Origin of the sequence: Winslowiella toletana, assembly GCF_032164335.1 — a bacterium.
GTDB classification, from domain to species: Bacteria; Pseudomonadota; Gammaproteobacteria; order Enterobacterales; family Enterobacteriaceae; genus Erwinia; species Erwinia toletana_A.
Map to the genome: position 1 here is coordinate 1572587 of NZ_CP134152.1, position 20210 is coordinate 1592796.

A 20210-nucleotide genomic window follows, 5' to 3' on the forward strand; every position below is an offset into this window, starting at 1 on the left:
CTCCTTAATCATCTGACATTTCTATGAAAGCGATTATACCCATGTCGGCCGAAGCTGCAGCCCGATTCGTCTCTCTCATTGACCGGAGTCAATGATTCAGCGGCGGCAACGGCAGTAACACCGGGTAATGATTGCCATTCTGACAACCTGTATCTCTCTACCATAGCTGAAATCTGCGCACTGCGTAAGCCTGAGACGAACGCAGTGCGCGTTTTTCATCCGGAATTTAACCGGCAGTCAGGGTATAACGCGTCACGGACTGCCAGCGTTCACCTGGCTGCAACCAGCAGCTGGCCTGGGGCCATTCAGCATGGTTAGGCGAATCTGGCAGGAATTCACTCTCCAGTGCGATACCGTCGAAGGCGGCATACTCGCCCTGTCCACGCGCGGGAGTACCGTCAAGATAATTGCCGGAGTAGAACTGCAGCGCCGGGGCAGTGGTGTGCACCGTCAGCTGTAATTGTCCGTCAGCCGACCATAGCTCGGCAGCTGGCTGGCTGTCATCACCCTGCGCATTGAGCAAAAACGCATGATCGTAACCGTTTACCACTCGCTGGTCTTCATCCTGCAAAAACTGTGCGGCGACGGTTTTCGGCTGGCGAAAATCAAAACTGTTCCCGGTCACCGGTTTTAATTTTGTTCCGTTGGCGTCCGTTAGCGGAATGCCGTTACTGTCGACCGGCAAATAGCAGTCTGCCAACAGTTGCAGACGATGCTGACGTGCATCGCCATGCTGCGCATCCAGATTAAAATAGGCGTGGTTGGTCAGATTGACCGGGCAGGGCTGGTCGACCGTTGCCTGATATTCAATCGACAGGCAGTTATTGTTATCGAGGCGATAGCATACCGAGGCCAGCAGATTGCCGGGAAAACCCTGATCGCCATCCGGCGAATCAATGCGGTAACGCACTTCGGTTTCACTCTGGCTGACGATCTGCCAGCGGCGCTTATCGAACCCTTCCGGACCGCCGTGCAGCTGATGCTGGCCCTGATTAGCCGCCAGCCTGATATTGCCCTGTTGCAGCGTGGCGTTGGCGATACGGTTAGCGTAGCGGCCAACGGTGGCACCGAGGTAGGCCGCCTGATTCAGATAATCTGATGGCGTGGCACAACCTAACAGCGCCTCACGTACCGTGCCGTCTTTCATCGGCACGCGCGCCGAGAGCCAGGTGGCTCCCCAGTCCATAAAGGTCACCACCATACCGTTTTGATTGCGCAGCACGGTAATACGCCACGGCTGGCCGTCCGGCGCCAGCGAATGAGGTTGATTTAGCATTGACCGGCTCCTGCTGATGCTTTGCAGATATACACCGTCTCTTGAATGCCCGATTTGGCCTGATACTGTTCGGCCAGCGCCGCTTTAACGCTGTCGACCCGATCAACAGGCATCAGCGCAACCACACAGCCGCCGAAGCCGCCGCCGGTCATACGCACGCCGCCTTGATCGCCAATCACCTCTTTAACGATATCGACGATCATATCGATCGGTGGCACGGTAATTTCGAAGTCGTCACGCATCGACGCATGGGACTCGGCCATCAGCACGCCCATGCGCGCCAGGTCGCCACGGCTTAGCGCATCGGCAGCCTCCAGCGTGCGGGCATTTTCCGTCAGCACGTGGCGCACGCGTTTTGCCACTTCCGCATCAAGCTGCTGCTCAGCCGCGTGAAATTCGCTGATATCGACATCGCGCAGCGAAGACTTACCGAAGAATTGCGCGCCGGCTTCACACTGCTGGCGGCGGGTATTGTATTCACTGCCGACCAGGCTGCGGCGGAAGTTAGAGTTAATGATCACCACCGCGATCTCTTCCGGCATTGATACCGGACGAGTACCCAGCGTGCGGCAGTCGAGCAGCATTGCGTGGTCCTGTTGGCCCAGCGCCGAAATTAACTGATCCATAATGCCGCAGTTACAGCCGACGAACTGATTTTCGGCTTCCTGACCATTCAGCGCGATCTGCGCGCCATCAATCGGCAACTGGTAAAGCTGCTGTAATACCGTGCCGACCGCCACTTCCAGCGAGGCCGACGAGCTGAGACCGGCACCCTGCGGCACGTTGCCGCTGATCACCATATCAACGCCGCCAAAGTTGCTGTTGCGCAGTTGCAGATGTTTCACCACACCGCGCACATAGTTGGCCCACATTTTGTCCTGAATACTTTCGATTGGCGCATCCAGCGAGAAGATATCCTGCTGATTGTCGTAGTCCACCGCGATAACGCGCACCTGGCGATCGTCACGCTTTGCGCAGGCGATCACCGTCTGATAATCAATGGCGCAAGGCAGCACAAAACCATCATTGTAATCGGTGTGCTCGCCAATCAGGTTCACGCGGCCCGGTGCCTGAATAAAATGGGTTGGCTGATAGCCAAACTTATCGTTAAAAATCTGCTGGGTAACGGCTTGTAAACTCATTGTGATGCTCCGGTCTCGCGGAAATGAATATCGCTGACAGAACGCAGGCGTTCTGCCGCCTGTTCCGCCGTTAAGTCCCGCTGGGTTTCAGCCAGCATTTCGTAGCCGACCATAAATTTACGCACGGTCGCCGAGCGCAGTAACGGGGGATAGAAGTGGGCATGCAGCTGCCAGTGAGTGTTTTCTTCACCATTAAACGGTGCGCCGTGCCAGCCCATCGAGTAGGGGAAGGAGCACTGGAACAGATTGTCATAGCGGCTGGTCAGTTTTTTTAGCGCCAGCGCCAGATCCTGACGCTGGGCATCCGTCAGATCGACCAGTCGTTTAACGGTGGCTTTCGGCAGCAGCAAGGTTTCAAATGGCCATGCCGCCCACCACGGCACTACCGCCAGCCAGTGTTCGGTTTCCACCACCGTGCGGCTACCGTCATTTAATTCACGCGCGCAGTAATCCACCAGCATCGGCGAGCCGTGCTGCTGGTAATAAGCGCGCTGTAGCTCATCTTCACGTTTGACTTCATTGGGTAGAAAACTGTTGGCCCAGACCTGACCATGCGGATGCGGATTGGAGCAGCCCATTGCCGCGCCTTTGTTTTCAAACACCTGTACCCAGGGATAGTGCTGACCGAGATCGGCGGTTTGCTCCTGCCAGGTACGCACCACCTGTTCCAGCGCCGTCAGAGACAATTCCGGCAGCGTTTTGCTGTGATCTGGCGAGAAGCAGATCACCCGGCTGGTGCCGCGTGCGCTCTCGCAGCGCATCAGCAGGTCGTCGGTTTGCGGCGCATCCGGGGTGTCGGTCATCAGTGCGGCAAAGTCGTTAGTGAACACATAGGTATGGCTATAGTGCGGGTTTTTATCGCCGGTCACACGGGTATTGCCCGGGCATAAAAAGCAGTCAGGATCGTGCGCCGGTAATTTATCTTGCGACGGCGTTTCCTGTGCGCCTTGCCACGGACGTTTAGCACGGTGCGGAGAAACCAATACCCATTGGTCAGACAGTGGGTTGTAACGGCGATGCGGATGATCGACCGGGTTAAATTTTTCCATTTTCAATCCTGATAACCGAATAAAGCCAAGAGTGCCTGAGTAAAAAGTAGCACATTCAGGCCGATGAAAGCGTGATCAAGTCTGAATAAATGGAATCGTTTACACAAGCTTAATAATCTTAATTATCAGTCTGGATGATGGTGATTAACCATGAAGGAGTTGAAAATAGCCTGAGTGGTGGTAGCGGTTACATTGTCAGGTTGCAGACCGGTGATTAACCGGTCTGCCATCAGCCGTTAGCTCAGGGCTTCCTGCTGATAATGATAGATTTCACCCTCGGGGACAAAAGTTAAGCGGTGGGTAATACACTGCGGTGCATCCTCCGCATGATGTGAGACAAACAGCAGCTGGGTTTGCCCCTCGCCAATCAGCACATCAATAAAGCGGCGAACCAGCAGGCGGTTAATCGGGTCCAGCCCCTGTAACGGCTCATCAAGAATTAATAGCGCCGGATGTTTGACCAGCGCACGCGCGATCAGCACCAGCCGTTGCTGACCCCATGACAGACTGTGGAATGGCGCATCGGCACTGGCTTTATCCATGCCGAGCAGCGCCAGCCAGCGCGTTGCCAGATGCTGCTGACGATCGGAAACTGCCTGATAAATCCCAATTGAATCAAAGTAGCCGGACAGGATCACGTTGCGCACGCTGGAGCTGACGCGGTAATCGAGATGCAGACTGCTGCTGACATAACCGATATGTTGCTTGATATCCCAGATGGTTTCGCCGCTGCCGCGCCGGATGCCAAACAGCGTCAGATCGTTGCTGTAACCCTGGGGATGATCGCCGGTGACCAGGCTCAGCAGGGTGGATTTTCCGGCACCGTTCGGCCCGACAATCTGCCAGTGCTGACCCGGTTTCACTTCCCAGCTTAGGTGGTGCAGAATGGCGCGATCGTTATACGACACCACGCCATCGTTCAGCACGATAAGCGAGGCATCGGCCGCCAGCGGGGGGGTAACGCTTGCATCATCGGCTTCCGGCAGCGCCATACCCGCCAGTTTTTCACTGTGTGCCAGCTGCGCCACCAGCGCCTCGGAGAGAATTTCCTGACGCGCGCCAAGGTGCGTCAGGGTACATTCCGCCAGTACCCCAACGTGCTCAACATAGTCAGGAATATCATCAAAGCGGTTCAATACCAGTACCAGCGTCAGCCCCTGCCGATGCAGTTCGCCAAGCAGCGTCGCCAGATTGCTGCGCGACTGCACGTCAAGGCCATCAAACGGTTCATCGAGGATCAGCAGATCGGGTTGCGCCATCAGCGCCTGACACAGCAGGGTTTTGCGCGTCTCACCCGTGGAGAGATATTTAAACCGGCGTTCCATCAGATGACTGATACCGAATTGTGCCGCCAGCCGCTGCGCACGGGCGGCATCCGTTACCTCATGCTGGATAATTTGCGCGGTGGTGCGGCCGGTATCATCTTCACCCGGGCTGAGTAAATCGGTATTGTTGCGCTGCCACTCTTCTTCCACCAGTTTTTGCAATTGTTCCAGCGAAAGGCGGGCGGGGCGCTGAAACTGGCACTGACGCGTGCCGGTCAGCTGGGTCAGTTCGCCAGAAAGCGCACGCGCCAGTGAGGATTTGCCGCTGCCGTTAGCGCCAACAAAAGCCCAGCTTTCGCCGCTGCGCAGGGCGAGATCGTTGAGAGTCAGTATTCGGGTATCGCTAAGACGAAACGTGCCTTGCGTAATTTGCAATACAGCCATTTTACATCCCATTTTATGCATTGTATTAATGGTTTTAACCACTGGCTGACACAATGTCAAACAGGATGCGGGCTTTCACAGCAGTGTGGCGATGATAACGCGATCGGCATTGAAACAGGCGGTAACGCTGTCGCCAGGCTGAAAGTTTTGCTGCTCCATCAGCTGCGCGGGTACCGTGGCACAGAGCGTTTCACCGCTGGCCAGCGACAGCAGCACTTCACTCTGATGCGGCGCGCGTTCAATGTCGCTGATGGTGCAGGCCAGTTGATTATCGGCTTCGCTGCTGGCACGCGTCAGCTCCACCCACGGCGCTTTGATCAGTATCAGTACCTCTTTACCGGCGCTCAGCTGCAGGCGATCGGCACTCTGTTCGGTCAGTGCCACCTTAATCCGGCTGACGCCATCGGCCAGCAGTACTTCAACATGCTGTTGCACCTGCAAACGGTCGCGCTGGGTCACCGTGCCAAACAGCTGATTGCGCGCGCTGGTTTGCAGCGAAAACCGCGAGATGGCGGCCAGCAGACTGTCCAGCGGCAACTGGTCATCCTGTAATACGTCGAACGCTTTTTGCTGGATTTGCTCCATTAACTGAAACAGCTGGATCAGACGGTCGCCATACTGCGTCAGCACCGCGCCGCCGCCGCCTTTACCGCCGGTCGCGCGTTCAACCAGCATCCGATCGGCCATCTGGTTCATTTCATTGATCGCATCCCAGGCGCTTTTATAGCTGATGCCTGCCAGTTTCGCGCCCTGGCTAATTGAGCCGGTGTGCTTGATCTGCTTCAGCAACGCGATACGCCGCGGATCGGCAAACAGTTTTTGTTGCAGCTTGATGATGAGTGAAATGTCGGCCTGCATAGAATTTTCCGGCAATAAATCATGGAGCAGAGTGTAAAGCACAGGCAGGAATTGTTACAGGGGCGGAGAGAATTCCACCCCCGACAGGATCAGGGTTAAGGCTCCAGTAGCCACCATGCTGCTTCATAAGGTTGTAGCGTTAGGGTGTCTGCCGACGGCTGAGAGCCGGGATAGTTGCTGTAAAGCAGCCACCAGTGGCTGCGATCTGGCAGCAGATTCTCACTCAGCGTCAGCGGTTCGCCACTAAGGTTAGCGATGACCCGCAGCGTAGTACCGGCTGTCTGGCGCTGATAACACCATAAATGCGGGTGATCGGGTGCTAAATCGGTATAGTCACCGTGGGTCAGCACCGGCAGGGTTTTACGTAACGCAATCAGCTGCTGATAGGTGTACAGCACCGAGTCACTGTCGGCCTGCGCCTGTGCGACATTAATCTGGCGATAGTTATCGGCCGGTTCAATCCAGCTGTCACCCTCGGTAAATCCGGCGTTGCGCCCGGCATCCCACTGCATCGGCGTGCGGCTGTTATCACGTGATTTCTGACGCAAAATGGCCAGTAGCTCTTCGGCATCGCGCCCCTGTTCGCGCAGCGTATTGAACATATTCAGGCTTTCCACGTCGCGATACTGATCAATCTGCGTAAAGTGAGGATTAGTCATGCCGATCTCTTCGCCCTGATAGATATACGGCGTGCCCTGCATGCCGTGCAGCGCCATCGCCAGCATTTTGGCCGCCACGTTGCGCAGCTCACCTTCGTCACCAAGGCGCGAGACGATGCGCGGCTGATCGTGATTACACCAGAACAGCGCGTTCCAGGCATAGCCGTGCATACCCTGTTGCCACTCCGAGAACAGCCGTTTCAGCATCAGCAGATCCGGTTTGGCACGGCTCCATTTTACTCCGCCCGGATAGTCAATTTTCAGATGATGAAAATTAAAGGTCATCGACAGCTCTTGGCCATCTAACCTGGCGTAGCGGCGGCAGTGCTCAAGCTGAGTGGAGGACATTTCACCGACCGTCATCAGTCCGCGCGGCTGAAACACATCCCGGCTCATCTCATGAAGAAACGCATGAATGTTAGGACCATCGGTATAGAAGCGGCGGCCATCTCCCTGATGGTCGTCTGGAAAATCCGGATGTTTCGATACCAGGTTAATCACATCAAGACGTAAGCCATCCACGCCTTTATCCGCCCAGAAATGGCACACCTGTTTAAGTTCGTTGCGTACCGCCGGATTTTCCCAGTTCAGATCGGCCTGCTCGACGGCGAACGAGTGCAGATAATACTGTCCGCTCTCCTGGTGCCATTGCCATGCCGGGCCGCCAAACTTCGAATGCCAGTTATTCGGTGCTTTACCCTCGACGCCATCGCGCCAGATATAGTAGTCGCGCAGTGGGCTGTGCGGATTGCAGGCGTCCTTAAACCACGCGTGTTCGGTCGAAGTGTGGTTAAACACCATGTCCATCACTACGCGTATATTGCGCTGATGCGCTTCTGCTACCAGCCGCTCGAAATCCGCCATGGTGCCAAAGGCGGGATCAATGGCGTAGTAATCGGCAACGTCGTAGCCATTATCCACCTGTGGCGAGAGGTAAACCGGCGTCAGCCAGATGGCATCGACACCCAGCCACTGCAGGTAGTCGAGGCGCTGAGTGATACCATTAAGATCGCCGACACCATTACCACTGCTGTCCTGAAAACTGCGTGGATAGATTTGGTAAATAACGCCGTTCTGCCACCAGGGAGTGGGGGTGTTGTTCATCATAAAACGTCCTGTATTAGCGCGGTGGTGCAAAATTTCTGCGCCACCGGGTTTAAAAATTACATTACCGGCAAGGCATTCATGCGGGTTTTACGTTTGTAAACTGCGATGGTCAGCACCAGCGGCACCACAATCGCAACCATCATCGCGATGCTGTAGATCTGCCAAAATTGCGGCTGAATCGACAGAATGCCGGGTAAACCGCCGACGCCAATACCGTTTGCCAGCACGCCAAAGCTGCCGCAAATCAGCCCGGCACAGGCCGAACCGATCATTGCGCACAGCATCGGGAAGCGATATTTCATATTGATGCCGTACATAGCCGGTTCGGTGACGCCGAGATAGGCAGAGATCGCGGCTGGGACCGATATTTCGCGTTCGTTGGCTTTACGGCTGATCAGGATAATTCCCAGCACCGAAGATGCCTGAGCGATATTCGACAGCGCGATAATTGGCCAGACCGGTGTGCCACCGAGGTTCTGAATCAGCTGTAAATCGATAGCCAGCGTGGTCTGATGCACGCCGGTAATCACCAGCGGTGCGTAGAGGAATCCAAATAAGGCGGCACCAATCGGAGCGAAACTGCCGGTCATCAGCCCTTTTACCGCCCAGGCGACGCCATCACCTATCATGCGTCCCAGTGGACCGATCAGCGTATGGGCGAGGAATACCGCCAGCAGCAGCGAGACCACCGGCACCACCACCATATATAAGTAAGCCGGCACCCAGCGTTTCAGGCGCAGTTCAATAAATGCCAGCGCCATACCGGCCAGCAGTGACGGGATCACCTGTGCCTGGTAGCCCACTTTCTCAATGGAAAACAGCCCAAAATTCCAGACTTCCGGTATTTGTTGGCCGATCTGATAGGCGTTCATCAGCTGCGGCGAGACCAGGGTGATGCCAAGCACAATGCCCAGCGCCGGGGTGCCGCCCATTTTTTTGACCGTTGACCAGCAGATGCCCACCGGCAGATAGAAGAAGATCGCTTCGCCAATCAGCCACAAAAAGTCGTACACCGTTTGCCAGAACGGATGCCCCTCGGTTAATGGCCGATCGCCAAACAGCGGCACATCACCGATAACGTTGCGGAAACCGAGAATCAAGCCGCCGCTGATCAACACCGGCAGCAGTGGGAAAAAGATTTCGGCAAAGTGAGAGATCAGACTCTCATGCCAGCTCATATTTTGACGTGCGGCGCGTTTGGCGCTCTCTTTATCGCTGGAGTCCAGTGCGGCACGTTGCAATAACAGCTTGTACCAGTCATCAACATCGACGCCGATCACTACCTGAAACTGGCCGGCATTGGTAAAGCAGCCTTTTACCATCGGCAGGAATTCAATCGCCTTGGGATCGGCAATCGTTGGATCATTTAGCACAAAGCGTAAGCGGGTAATGCAGTGCGTGACGGCGGCGATATTGGCTTTACCGCCAACCAGCGCAATCAGGCGATCTATATCCTGGGGATTGGATTTTTTCATTATGTTTTCCTGCCAGTTTCACGGAAGAGACAAGGGCAATCTGGAGCAGCGTGAAGATATCGGGTTCCGCGGGATAACATAAGTGGGAACGTTCCCATTTATGATTGCTGTCACAAAAAATCTGCGTTTTCCGGCTAAATTTACCGGACAGATCGCTACCGACGGCAGAGGTGGTACACTCAGCAAATTGGCTTTATGGCAGCGTTGCCCCGAACAAGGCTTACCTTTCAATACCATGCAATCATCTCAACCGCGTCTTACCATTAAAGATATCGCTCGTCTTAGCGGCGTCGGTAAATCTACCGTCTCCCGCGTGCTGAATAATGAAGGCAAGGTGAGCCAGCAAACCCGCGAGCGGGTAGAGGCGGTGATCCGCGAACAGGGTTTTATTCCGTCGAAATCTGCGCAGGCGATGCGCGGGCAGAGCGATAAAATCATCGGCATTATTGTTTCCCGTCTTGATTCCCCTTCGGAAAATCAGGCGGTACGGGCAATATTGCCGCTGCTGTATGAGCAGGGCTACGATTCCATTCTGATGGAGAGCTTATTAAACGCCGAGCTGGTAACGGAGCATTTGCGCGTGCTGCATCAGCGTAATGTCGATGGAGTCATTCTGTTTGGCTTTACCGGGCTGCACAGTGAGATGCTGCTGGAATGGCAAAGTAAAATGGTGGTGATGGTGCGTGAATACGCCGGATTATCCTCGGTATGCTTTGACGATGCCGGCGCGGTCAGCTTGCTGATGAAGCGATTGCACCAGCAGGGCCATCAGCAAATCAGCTATATTGGCGTGGACGAAAAAGACGAAACCACCGGACGTCTGCGCCATCAGGCATACCGCGATGCCTGCCAGCACTATAATCTGACGCCGCATGCGGCGCTGGGCGATCTCAGCTATCAGAGTGGCTTCAACCTGGCGGCGCAGGTGATTAAACCCGACACCAGCGCGCTGATTTGTGCCTCGGATACCATTGCGCTGGGGGCGATCAAATACGTGCAGCAGCATCCGCAGACGCGGTTAAAAATTTGCAGCATTGGTCATACTCCGCTGCTGAGCTTTCTGTTTCCCGATACCGTGTCGGTGGATTTAGGCTTCAGCGATGCCGGACAGGCAGCGGCGCAACAGCTGGTTGGATTGCTGAACGGGCAGTGCGAAATTCGCCAGCTGACGGTTCGCTGTCAACTTGATTGAGTCAGTGCAATGTAAAGCGCACAAAAGGTCAGTGCACTTTTTTCTGCTGCCGTTACAATAGTTTCTTTGCACAGCTCAGTTGAGGCTTCCATGTTTGAATTATTAAAAAGTCTGGCATTCGCTGTCATCATGGTGCCGGTAGTGATGGCTCTTATCCTCGGTGCGATTTATGGCCTGGGTGAAGTGTTTAACATCATCTCCAAAATTGGCCATCGTGACGACCAGCCAGCTAAAAACCGCCAGTAATCCTGTTTTCAACGCCTGACTCTGTCAGGCGTTCAGTTTTATCCCCCCCCCTCAATTTTCATCACCGTTTGCCGATAAACCACATGACAGCTTTTGAATTGTCGTTATATCATTAAATATATAACGTAACCTGGAGAGTGCTATGTCTGTTAAATTGAGCCGCTGGTTTACCGGCGCCGCGATAACGTTATCGCTGGCGGGCCACGCGGTGGCGGCTGACAATACCATTACCGTTTTTGCTGCGGCTTCGCTAACTAATGCGCTTGAGGATATTGCCACGCAGTATCAGCAGGGAAAGCCGGTTAAAATCGTCTCATCATTCGCCTCATCTTCGACGCTGGCGCGCCAGATTGAGCAGGGCGCGCCAGCGGATCTGTTTATCTCTGCCGACCAACAGTGGATGGACTATGCCATCGATAAACACAGCGTTGATAAGCAGACGCGTTACACGCTGCTGGGCAATGAACTGGTACTGATTGCCCCGACGGCCAGCCAGCCACAGCCGGTCGATATCAGTAAAACCACTGACTGGAAAAGCCTGCTGAAAGGTCAGCGGCTGGCGGTCGGCGACCCGGATCATGTGCCTGCCGGCATTTATGCTAAAGAGGCGTTACAAAACCTGGGTGCCTGGGAGACGCTTTCTCCGGTGATGGCGCGTGCCAACAATGTGCGTGCAGCGCTGGCGCTGGTCGAGCGCGACGAAACGCCTTACGGCATTGTGTATGGCTCCGATGCGGTTGCCAGTAAAAAAGTGAAGGTAGTCGGAATCTTCCCGGCTGACAGCCACAAGCCGGTGGAGTATCCGATGGCGATTGTCAGCCAGCATCCTTCCGCCGCCGTCAGTGCCTTCTTTCAATACCTGAAAAGCCCGGAAGCGGCGGTCATCTTTAAACGCTATGGATTTGCACCGCGGACATGATATTGAGTGATGCCGAATGGCAGGCGGTTGAACTGAGCCTGAAAGTCTCCACGCTGGCGGTAATCTGCAGCTTGCCGCTCGGCATCCTGATGGCGTGGATTCTGGTGCGCTGTCATTTCCCCGGTAAAGCGTTACTCGACAGCGTCATCCATCTGCCGCTGGTGCTGCCACCGGTCGTGGTCGGTTATCTGTTGCTGGTGGCGATGGGACGACGCGGCTTTATCGGCGAATGGTTATATAACTGGTTTGGCTTCAGTTTTGCCTTTAGCTGGCGCGGCGCAGCACTGGCTTCGGCGGTGGTGGCCTTTCCGCTGATGGTCCGCGCTATACGTCTGGCGCTGGAAGCGGTCGATACCCGTCTGGAACAGGCGGCGCGTACGCTGGGAGCCGGGCGCTGGCGGGTATTTTTCACCATAACCCTGCCATTGACGCTGCCGGGTATTATTGTTGGCACCGTGCTGGGTTTTGCCCGCTCACTGGGCGAATTCGGTGCCACCATTACCTTTGTGTCCAATATTCCGGGTGAAACGCGCACGATTCCACTGGCGATGTACACGCTGATTGAAACGCCGGGTGCTGAAGGCGCGGCGGCACGACTCTGCGTCATTGCTATCGTGCTGGCGCTGGCGTCGCTGCTGGTTTCCGAATGGTTGGCCCGCTGGGGCCGTAAACGGCTGGGGGCCTGATGCTGGAACTTAACTTCACTCAGCAGCTGGGTAACCATCAGCTGACGATAAACGAAAAACTGCCGGCGAAGGGCATCACCGCAATTTTCGGCGTATCCGGTGCGGGGAAAACCTCGCTGATCAACGCCATCAGCGGCTTAACCCAGCCGCAGCAAGGCTTTATCCGGCTTAATGGTCGGATGCTGAGCGACGCAAAAAACCGGATTAATTTACCGCCGGAAAAGCGTCGCGTCGGCTATGTATTTCAGGATGCGCGGTTGTTTCCACACTATCGGGTACGCGGTAATTTGCAGTACGGCATGGCGAAAAGCATGAAGCCGCAGTTTGACAGCCTGGTGCAGCTGTTGGGTATCGAACCGTTACTGGCGCGCTTTCCCTGGTCGCTATCCGGCGGCGAAAAACAGCGGGTGGCAATTGGGCGTGCGCTGCTGAGTGCGCCGGAAATTTTACTGCTGGATGAACCGCTGGCTTCGCTTGATATCCCGCGTAAACGTGAGCTGTTACCTTATTTGCAAAAGCTGGCGCAGCAGGTCGATATTCCGCTGCTGTATGTCTCGCACAGCCTGGATGAAATACTGCATCTGGCCGACAACGTGCTGGTGCTCGATCAGGGCAAAGTAAAAGCGTTTGGCGCGCTGGAACAGGTGTGGAGCAGCAGTGCGATGCGGCCTTGGCTGCCGCGTGCCGATCAGAGCAGCGTGCTGCGCGTGCAGGTGCAGGAACAGCACCCGCGCTATCAGATGACCGCGCTGTCGCTTGGCGATCAATCTATCTGGGTCAGTCGGCTGGAGCTGCCGCTGAAAACGCCGCTGCGCATCCGCATTCAGTCCGCTGATGTCTCGCTGGTATTGCAGCCGCCGCTTAACAGCACCATCCGAAATGTGCTACCCGCGAAGGTGACAGAGCTGCTGGACATTGAGGGGCAGGTCGAAGTCAAACTGCAGATCGGTAACAGCGAGCTGTGGGCGCGAATCACGCCCTGGGCGCGCGATGAACTGGCGATCAAGCCGGGCATGTGGCTGTATGCGCAGATTAAAAGCGTGTCGATCACGCCCTGATTACAGCACTTCGCGATAAATGATTTCTGCAATGCCCGGCTCGAGATTGGTGCCGATAACCCGGCGCAGCCAGGCTTTGGTATCGTCTTCCAGGTAGAGTTGCGTTTCCCGTTCGCGGAGTTGGTCAGTACACTCCCGGTAATAGGGTTGCGTGCCTTTTACAACATCGTCAGTAAGGGAATGATGTGCCTGGACTGCCGCCAGTCAATACCCTCCAGCAGCATCGCTAACTGGGCAGGCGTCAGGAATACCGTCCAGTGCAGAAGGCCAGGCGAAGCGGCCTTCGCTCTGCCAGGGCGCATCCATTTAAAGAGCCGATTATCATTAACACCAAATTCGCTGGCCTTAAGCGTCAATTTGACCAGTTTAAGTTCAGTTCAGGGATAAATCGTTGTGTGGCCGCGACTCCTCCTGTGCTTAAAATCCAGGTCAGATTTTTCTACGGGCCAGGGGGGTGTACTTCACTGTCACGACGTAACCTGGCCGTCAATGTAGATATTTTACCAAAGTGATGCTTAAATTTGTCGTTGCAGTCGTATCACTATCCCCCGAGAGTTTTTAGTTCTTCCTACGTAAATACCAAAACTGGTGCCATCATAACTACCTTAATATCCGGGTTGATATTGCAAATCTGATTAAGTATTACCGTTCAAGTCATCTCCTGGACACGGTCGACCTGGGTATCCTTCCGGGGCGTATCCCTGTAGACATTAAGTGGAAGAGAATCTGAGTCTCTGACGAGTACGAAATCCATGTTCAGTGGTGCTTATTCGGGCACAATCGATTTTTGCAAAAGTACACTTCCGTACACCCATTGCCATTACAACGTTATCACCATCGAAACAGGGTAGCGGCGAATTACACTATTGCTCGTTTTACAGAATCGACAGTGTCATTGTCAGAGTCCACCGATAACTCCCCGGGGCTAAAGGTGCGGAATTTGTCCGTGGCCATCGGAGTTCATAATCAGATACTTCTGTCAGGAATCGCCCGAACGTTACGACGTTTGTACCTTCCGTAGCGGCAGACTCTGCACCCATGAAAATCATACCAGGTTTCTCTGCGGACGGGTTGTCCGGCGAGGATTCCAGCCGCCATGCAATTGTTCCTTGCATAGGTTGTCCATCGGCGCATGTGGCGCAGTTTATTGCTACCGGTACTGGGGTTTCGGTCGACTGACCGGGGTTGATATCACCCAGATGCAAAGCCCCTGGTAGCTGCAGGGTAGGTTGCGGCTTCGGAAAGGTATTTTCCAACTGTACATGGATGCGAACTATTTCCACCATTTCAGTGATTACCATGGCTGCAAGGGTCCGCTGGCTGGGGCGATACGCACAATAGAAGGAGTACTGAGAGTTTTCGGTGACGCCCGCCATGTTTCCGATAACGAATTTCGAAGGATGCATGGACCAAGTACCTTGGGTTCCCCAAGAACCAACCGAATGGTTGTACCGAAAAGGTGTACCAGGGATACTATCAGACGCCTGTATAGCAGTAGTATATAGAGCGTCCAACGAGGCGTTGCATATGACGTAGGCGGGGCCAGGGCGGTCGGGCGTATAGATAGCTCGGTCGATCGTTTCCGTGGGGAAAACCCACCCAGATTGTTCCTGAAAATTCGCTAGAATGAAATACCTAGCAGCCGTGACGTATGTCGGGTGCGCTTCAGCGGTACACACCGCAGCGGAGGTGATGATGAGTAGCAGAGCTGTGGGTATGAGCTTCATGATGGTTTACCCCATGTTATTGATTTTGGTGTTAGGGACGACAAGTCAGGTCGAGTGCGAGTTGCGGAGGTACGGTTAGCATGACTCAGACAGCCTTTTGTCCACCTCTTCCATCGTTCATCATACATATGCACCCGTTGCCGGGCTTGGTTATCGGATTTGCCCTGCCGGCGAGCTTGCTCATAAAGCCGCATACGTCTTTTGATGTGATTATCTAACGCGCGTGGAGCTATGGCGGGCGGGCAGTCTGAAAACCAGACACCCAGCCAGTCAAAGCCGTTGCAAATTCGCCCGCTCTGCGTTTTATCGGGATGTCGCTCAAAACCACACAGGTCAAAAAACGCTGCCAGCCTTGCAATATTTCGCCGCAACTGCCAGCGCGTGCGAGTGAAAAACAGAAAATCATCCATGTATCTGACATAAAATATCTCATGCGGATCCAGACTCCGGTAAAAATCGTCAATATGATGTAGCAGACTGCCACCAAACAAAGGGCTCAGCGCACACCCGCGCGGAATAACGCTTGAAGGCGTGTGTATCTCGCCACCTGATTCCACACTGTAATTGATGTACTGGATTATCAGTTCATAACAGATAGGATCGGTTACGTATTGACTCACCAGCGAAGTAAGCTGCACCTTGTTGATATTTCGGTAATATCCTCTTATGTCCGTTCGATGGACGATTTGTACTGCTCTGAATGCAGAGCATGGCTGACTTCGCGCAGGCTTTGCCTGACAACTTTACCTTTAAGGTGGTGACAGGCTTCAGGCCGAGGTAACTGACTCTCTATCTGCAAAGCCACCCACTTAAGTACAAGATCATCCACAGCTGACCACATCTCTCTGGCGGACTGACCTTGTCCGTAAAGCTCCATAGGTAAAAGGTGAAAGCATCCCTGAGTTACCGTGCGAAAAAAGTCTCTTTTATCACAGGCCAGCGCCATCTCAGATGCCAGATATCTGCATTTGCCGGAGCGTTTTTTCTCTGGTTGCACAGCCATCCATAGGCAACGTAAAAACAGGTCAAAGGATCGTCAGCCATTTTGTTACTGATAATCGAACCGCAGGTTGACAACTGAACTAAAACTCCCTGCTTTTACCGTTTCCTGCGTACTGACATAAGCCGCTTTATACGTAAGAGTATTATCTACTGCAGGTTGCAGGACGCTTGTTTCTTTGATGCTGCCATCAGGTCTGAACAGAGTTTTACCGTCTGTCTGATAAAAATACAGGCCAACTCCGGCAGCGCCACCGGCCGCCGTGTTTGCAAAAGCAGAGAGGTCATCGGCGTCTGTTCCCCCTGACGCCGTAACAATCACGCTGCTCGTCGCCTCGCCACAGTTCTTAAGGGTGATATCAATTGTTTTCTCGCCCCCCGTTCGCCCCTTTCCTGAGAGGTCTCGATCGCCGATATCAGGCAGTCTGATGTTCTGCACTGCAGAAGACGTATCTACAGTGCAGGAGTTAGCCAGTACGCGACCAGTGATGTTGAGGGTCGCGGTGTTGCCATCGGCGTTAACTCCGGATATCAGGCTGCTGCTCAGCAGCATAATGACACCAGGCAATGAGGCCATTCCCCTTAACGTCAATTTTTTTTTCACCTTTGGCATAATTGTTCCCTTGTGATTCTGTGTTCAAATGCGTAACACATATAATTTCTCTGACTCTTGGCACTACTCTCAGCTACAGATACTGTTGATCCTGACTACAGGTTGGTCTTGATTTTTTTCGGGCAGGCGATATGGGGCTGAGCATGTGCGCCCACTACCCCAGTCTGCTTTTACCGCTCCGCTCTCTGACATGCCTGAGAGATAGACCTGCCCCTCATCGCCTACTATGCCGCCGCGTTCTCCCACTGTTACGGTCGTACCAAACGGCAGGAGCTTTCCGTTATGCGTCAGCGTCATCAGCACGCGGCTGCCCGTGTTCGCCTTAAAGGTTGCCCGGACCACGGCGCCGCGGGTCGGTACCACCCGGCTGACGGCATCATCAATTTCTGTTTGGTCATCCAGCGAGGCCGTATCCAGCGCCACGCGATTCTCTCTGTACATTGATGCATAAGGTTTAATGGCATACCCTCTCCAGTCTGTACGCACGCCAGTCTCGTTCTCCAGCGCCACACCGGACACGCCGGGTGCGGCGACCAGCACGCTGGTTTCCCCCAGAGACTGCCCGAGGGTTAGCCCCCCTGCGTGCAGAAGCGCGCCGCCTGATAGTCCGTAGTTCACCTGACGATAGCCGCTGCTGTAGCTATATCCAGCCCGCGTGCTGCCATAAGTGCCACGATAATCTGCCCCCAGGCTACCACTGCTTCCCCCTTCTGAGCCATATCCCTGGGATGCATTCCAGCTCAGGTTATCTCCCTCCAGTGCGGTACCGCTGAGCCCCGCCTGATGAGTAATCGTCCCCCGGCTGTCGCGGCTGTCGCTGTATGTGGCGTAAGTGTTACCGGGCCCCCTGTTGCCCGCTATCAAAGAACCAAGTGGCACAGACAGAGACAAAAACGCTGCGCCCTCTGAACCTGCTCCGCCTGAGGAACGGCTGTGACTGTAATTCAGGTTGTAGTTAACGCTCCCTATGGCGCTGCTGAATCCGACCTGAAGAGAGTCGCTGGTCTGGTTCGTATTGCGGTACGTCTGCCGGACGGCGGAGAGATAAAGCGAGCCCTGCTTACCAATACGCTGCGATATGTTTGCCTGAAGCTTTGAACGACGGCTGTTATACAGGTTGTAATAGTCCGTGTAGCTCTGTTGAGCGGGTCTGCCGTCGGTGGTTAACTCATCCGTTTCATAAAGCCAGCCTTTCATGGCTTTCAGGGCTGTTTCATCCAACGTGTGAAAGCCCTGAGAAGAGTAGCGATAGCCTGTCAGCTGTACGGTGGTTCCCAGCGAGTTCAGCGTACGGGCGTACAGCATGCGTAGAGAATGTCCCTGATGACGAGAACCGTCAGCAAGTGTACTGTCGGCCTGCGTGACGTCGACTGAAAATGCACCTAACGTCCCCATATTCAGTCCGCTGCCCAGAAGCCCGGCAAAGTAGTTTTTTGAGTACTGCATCCCGCCATAAACAGTGACGTCACGGGGCAGTCCCCATACCAGGGTTCCCTGGAAAAAGTCCGGATCTTCATAGCGGTCGCCGGTTGATCGGTAGCGTCCGGCGGTCAGGGTATACTTCAGCCGTCCCTCACGCAGCAGGACCGGAACAGAGGAGTAGGGGATGGTGAATACCCTTGCGACACCATCAGCCTCTGTGACAGTCACTTCAAGGTCGCCGCTTGAGCTGACGGGATAAAGATCGTCAATTGCAAAGGCACCCGGAGCCACAAAAGTCTGGTAAATTGTGTAGCCATTCTGCCGGATGGTGACCCTGGCGTTAGTGCTGGCCGTACCGCGTACCACGGGTGCAAATCCTCGCTGGCTATCCGGAAACATGGAGTCATCCGTTGCGAGTTGCACGCCGCGGAATCCCAGCGAGTCAAATATATCGCCGCTGGTTGAACTGTCACCCACCACCATCTCACTGCGCAGTGGCATGATGGCCCGCCCGGCATAGGTTTTGATGTGCTGCCATTGATGGTAGCTACTGTAAGGACTGCTGGATTGATTCCATGTCCGGTAATCACGAAGTCGCCACGGGCCCAGATTCAGGCCGCTGTTGAGATTGAGATAGTGACTGCTGCTGTTACCGCTGCTGCCTTTGCTGGTATTTCCGCTGAAGTTGTAATTAAGCAGGGCAGCATTAATTCCCTCATCCCAGCGTTCAGGAGAAATATAACCGTGCACGCTTTTGTGCATGGCGGCTTGCGGGATACTGATGTCCAGACGCATGTGTTGAAAATCGAATTCAGTATATGCATCTGGAATATTTTTACCCGGCGATATGCATGATGTGTCATCCTGGTCGTCGAACGCAGGAAATGCCACGGTGTTTATACCAAAACTATCAAGTTCTTTACGCGTCAGGCAGGCCATAAGTCCGGTTTTGTCCCGGATGTCAGAACGGCTATTATTTTCACTCTTTGCATTTTTTTCATGGTCGGCAGCATCAATAAATTGCAGATCGCGCGTAGTGACAAGTGTTCCGTTTACGAAAATATCTACTTGATAGGTTCCCGGAAGCTGTGTACCTGCCTTTTCAAAACGAGACAGGTCTGCCACCATTTGTGGATCGGAGGCGATTAATTCCGGTGCAAAATAAAGCTCAGCGTGAACGGCTGCTGGTAGCATAAAAGTTATGCCCGAAAGTATCCAATATGCAGCGGAATTAATACCGTGGGCATGGCGGTTTTTTTCAAATGCAAAGTGGAAAATCATAAACAGTCCGAAAACAGCTGGCTTAATAAACCTAAAGTATGTAACCCTATTTCAACACGGCATTAATTACCGGCGTTGCGGCACCGAAATCATTGATAGTGCGGAAAGCTATATTGCTGCCAGTACCGACCGGTAGTGGCAGGGAGATATTGTTGCTGGGGCCTACCATGGTGTCAGGCAATTTATGATCGCCGACTCTGATTTGTACCAGCGTGATATGGTAAGGGGTCGGATTTTCAATGCTTACATTATTGCCTTTTCTGTGAAAAGTCAGTTCAGCTGGTGCCTTATCGATGGCGGGCTTGAGACCATCCGGACGAACAAAAAGCTTTATCCGCGTGACAGCCGCTACCATCAGAATATTTTTTCCTTCCATGTTCTTTTTGTCGAGCGATGGGATGGATTTCGTATTGAAGTAATACAAGGTTTCCTGATCGGTTCTTACCGGCTTTCCTGCATAAATCATCCTCAGGGTATTTTCATTTCCGGGGCTGCTGACGTAAAGTGGCGGAGTCACGATGAAATCCTGACTTTTATTTCCATCAGCATCTTCCACCCATGACTGAACCATAAAACTTGCCTGGTCTGACATATTACGCACAGACATTGTGGATTGCTTCTGACCTGCAGGGTAAATAACCCGCGTTCCCCCAAGAGTTATTCCTCCGGCCGATGACTGAAATGACGCCACTGTGGCGGCTGAGATCGCGAGGGCATATAAGGTATTACGGAACAGGGTGCGAGACATATTTTGTCCTTGATTATGATGAGCCAAGCGCTCCTGCCTCCATT

General features: G+C 54.0%; 18 protein-coding genes. 6 read left to right on the top strand and 12 right to left on the bottom strand.

The features are described 5' to 3' along the window. Positions 1-226: 226 nt before the first annotated feature. From galM to treB, 7 genes are all read right to left on the bottom strand, one after another. Entirely contained in the window at positions 227-1276 is a 1050-nt protein-coding gene (galM, locus tag RIN69_RS07420; RefSeq protein ID WP_313856536.1) for a galactose-1-epimerase, read from the bottom strand. Next, positions 1270-2418, bottom strand: a complete 1149-nt coding sequence (galK, locus tag RIN69_RS07425; RefSeq protein WP_313856537.1) for a galactokinase — start codon at positions 2416-2418, stop codon at positions 1270-1272. The genes galM and galK overlap by 7 nt, the downstream gene beginning before the upstream one ends. Continuing rightward, the gene (gene galT, locus RIN69_RS07430) at positions 2415-3467 is read right to left on the bottom strand and encodes a galactose-1-phosphate uridylyltransferase (RefSeq protein WP_313856538.1); all 1053 of its coding nucleotides are present in this window, start codon (positions 3465-3467) and stop codon (positions 2415-2417) included. The genes galK and galT overlap by 4 nt, the downstream gene beginning before the upstream one ends. A 236-nt stretch (positions 3468-3703) precedes the next feature. Continuing rightward, positions 3704-5176: a molybdate ABC transporter ATP-binding protein ModF gene (modF, locus tag RIN69_RS07435; RefSeq protein WP_313856540.1), complete on the bottom strand. Its 1473-nt coding sequence runs from the start codon at positions 5174-5176 to the stop codon at positions 3704-3706. Between the two features lie 75 nt (positions 5177-5251). Then, entirely contained in the window at positions 5252-6034 is a 783-nt protein-coding gene (gene modE, locus RIN69_RS07440; RefSeq protein WP_313856542.1) for a molybdenum-dependent transcriptional regulator, read from the bottom strand. A gap of 95 nt (positions 6035-6129) precedes the next feature. Beyond that, complete coding sequence (gene treC / locus RIN69_RS07445) at positions 6130-7800, bottom strand: alpha,alpha-phosphotrehalase (protein ID WP_390902501.1); 1671 nt, start codon at positions 7798-7800, stop codon at positions 6130-6132. A 56-nt stretch (positions 7801-7856) separates the two neighbouring features. Further along, complete coding sequence (treB, locus tag RIN69_RS07450) at positions 7857-9275, bottom strand: PTS trehalose transporter subunit IIBC (protein WP_313856544.1); 1419 nt, start codon at positions 9273-9275, stop codon at positions 7857-7859. Positions 9276-9510: 235 nt separating this feature from the next. Here treB and treR point away from each other — a divergent pair, with 235 nt between their 5' ends. The 6 genes from treR (at position 9511) to RIN69_RS07480 (ending at position 14555) form a co-directional block, all read left to right on the top strand. Then, positions 9511-10467 (top strand): trehalose operon repressor TreR, encoded by a 957-nt coding sequence (gene treR / locus RIN69_RS07455; protein ID WP_313857633.1) that lies wholly within the window; start codon positions 9511-9513, stop codon positions 10465-10467. 90 nt (positions 10468-10557) lie between these two features. Continuing rightward, positions 10558-10713 carry an AcrZ family multidrug efflux pump-associated protein gene (locus RIN69_RS07460; RefSeq protein ID WP_313856546.1) on the top strand — a complete coding sequence of 52 codons (156 nt, stop codon included), beginning with the start codon at positions 10558-10560 and terminating at the stop codon, positions 10711-10713. 142 nt (positions 10714-10855) lie between these two features. Beyond that, positions 10856-11632: a molybdate ABC transporter substrate-binding protein gene (gene modA / locus RIN69_RS07465; RefSeq protein ID WP_313856547.1), complete on the top strand. Its 777-nt coding sequence runs from the start codon at positions 10856-10858 to the stop codon at positions 11630-11632. Next, a complete protein-coding gene (gene modB / locus RIN69_RS07470; protein WP_313856548.1) occupies positions 11629-12318 on the top strand; it encodes a molybdate ABC transporter permease subunit in 690 nt (229 codons plus the stop codon). Before modA ends, modB begins: the two co-directional genes overlap by 4 nt. Next, positions 12318-13376, top strand: coding sequence for a molybdenum ABC transporter ATP-binding protein ModC (modC, locus tag RIN69_RS07475; protein ID WP_313856549.1), 1059 nt, complete (start codon positions 12318-12320; stop codon positions 13374-13376). Before modB ends, modC begins: the two co-directional genes overlap by 1 nt. 1038 nt (positions 13377-14414) lie before the next feature. Then, the gene (locus RIN69_RS07480; protein ID WP_313856550.1) at positions 14415-14555 is read left to right on the top strand and encodes a hypothetical protein; all 141 of its coding nucleotides are present in this window, start codon (positions 14415-14417) and stop codon (positions 14553-14555) included. A 544-nt stretch (positions 14556-15099) separates the two neighbouring features. Here the strand turns inward: RIN69_RS07480 and RIN69_RS07485 are convergent. The 5 genes from RIN69_RS07485 to RIN69_RS07505 form a co-directional block, all read right to left on the bottom strand. Beyond that, on the bottom strand, positions 15100-15741 hold the full coding sequence (locus tag RIN69_RS07485; protein ID WP_313856552.1) for a reverse transcriptase domain-containing protein: 642 nt from the start codon (positions 15739-15741) through the stop codon (positions 15100-15102). A 26-nt stretch (positions 15742-15767) separates the two neighbouring features. After that, on the bottom strand, positions 15768-16100 hold the full coding sequence (locus RIN69_RS07490; protein ID WP_313856553.1) for a hypothetical protein: 333 nt from the start codon (positions 16098-16100) through the stop codon (positions 15768-15770). A gap of 51 nt (positions 16101-16151) precedes the next feature. Continuing rightward, positions 16152-16715: a fimbrial protein gene (locus RIN69_RS07495; protein WP_313856554.1), complete on the bottom strand. Its 564-nt coding sequence runs from the start codon at positions 16713-16715 to the stop codon at positions 16152-16154. A 69-nt stretch (positions 16716-16784) separates the two neighbouring features. Then, on the bottom strand, positions 16785-19331 hold the full coding sequence (locus RIN69_RS07500; RefSeq protein ID WP_313856555.1) for a fimbrial biogenesis usher protein: 2547 nt from the start codon (positions 19329-19331) through the stop codon (positions 16785-16787). Positions 19332-19464: 133 nt separating this feature from the next. Then, positions 19465-20166, bottom strand: a complete 702-nt coding sequence (locus tag RIN69_RS07505; protein WP_313856556.1) for a fimbria/pilus periplasmic chaperone — start codon at positions 20164-20166, stop codon at positions 19465-19467. Positions 20167-20210 lie beyond the last annotated feature (44 nt).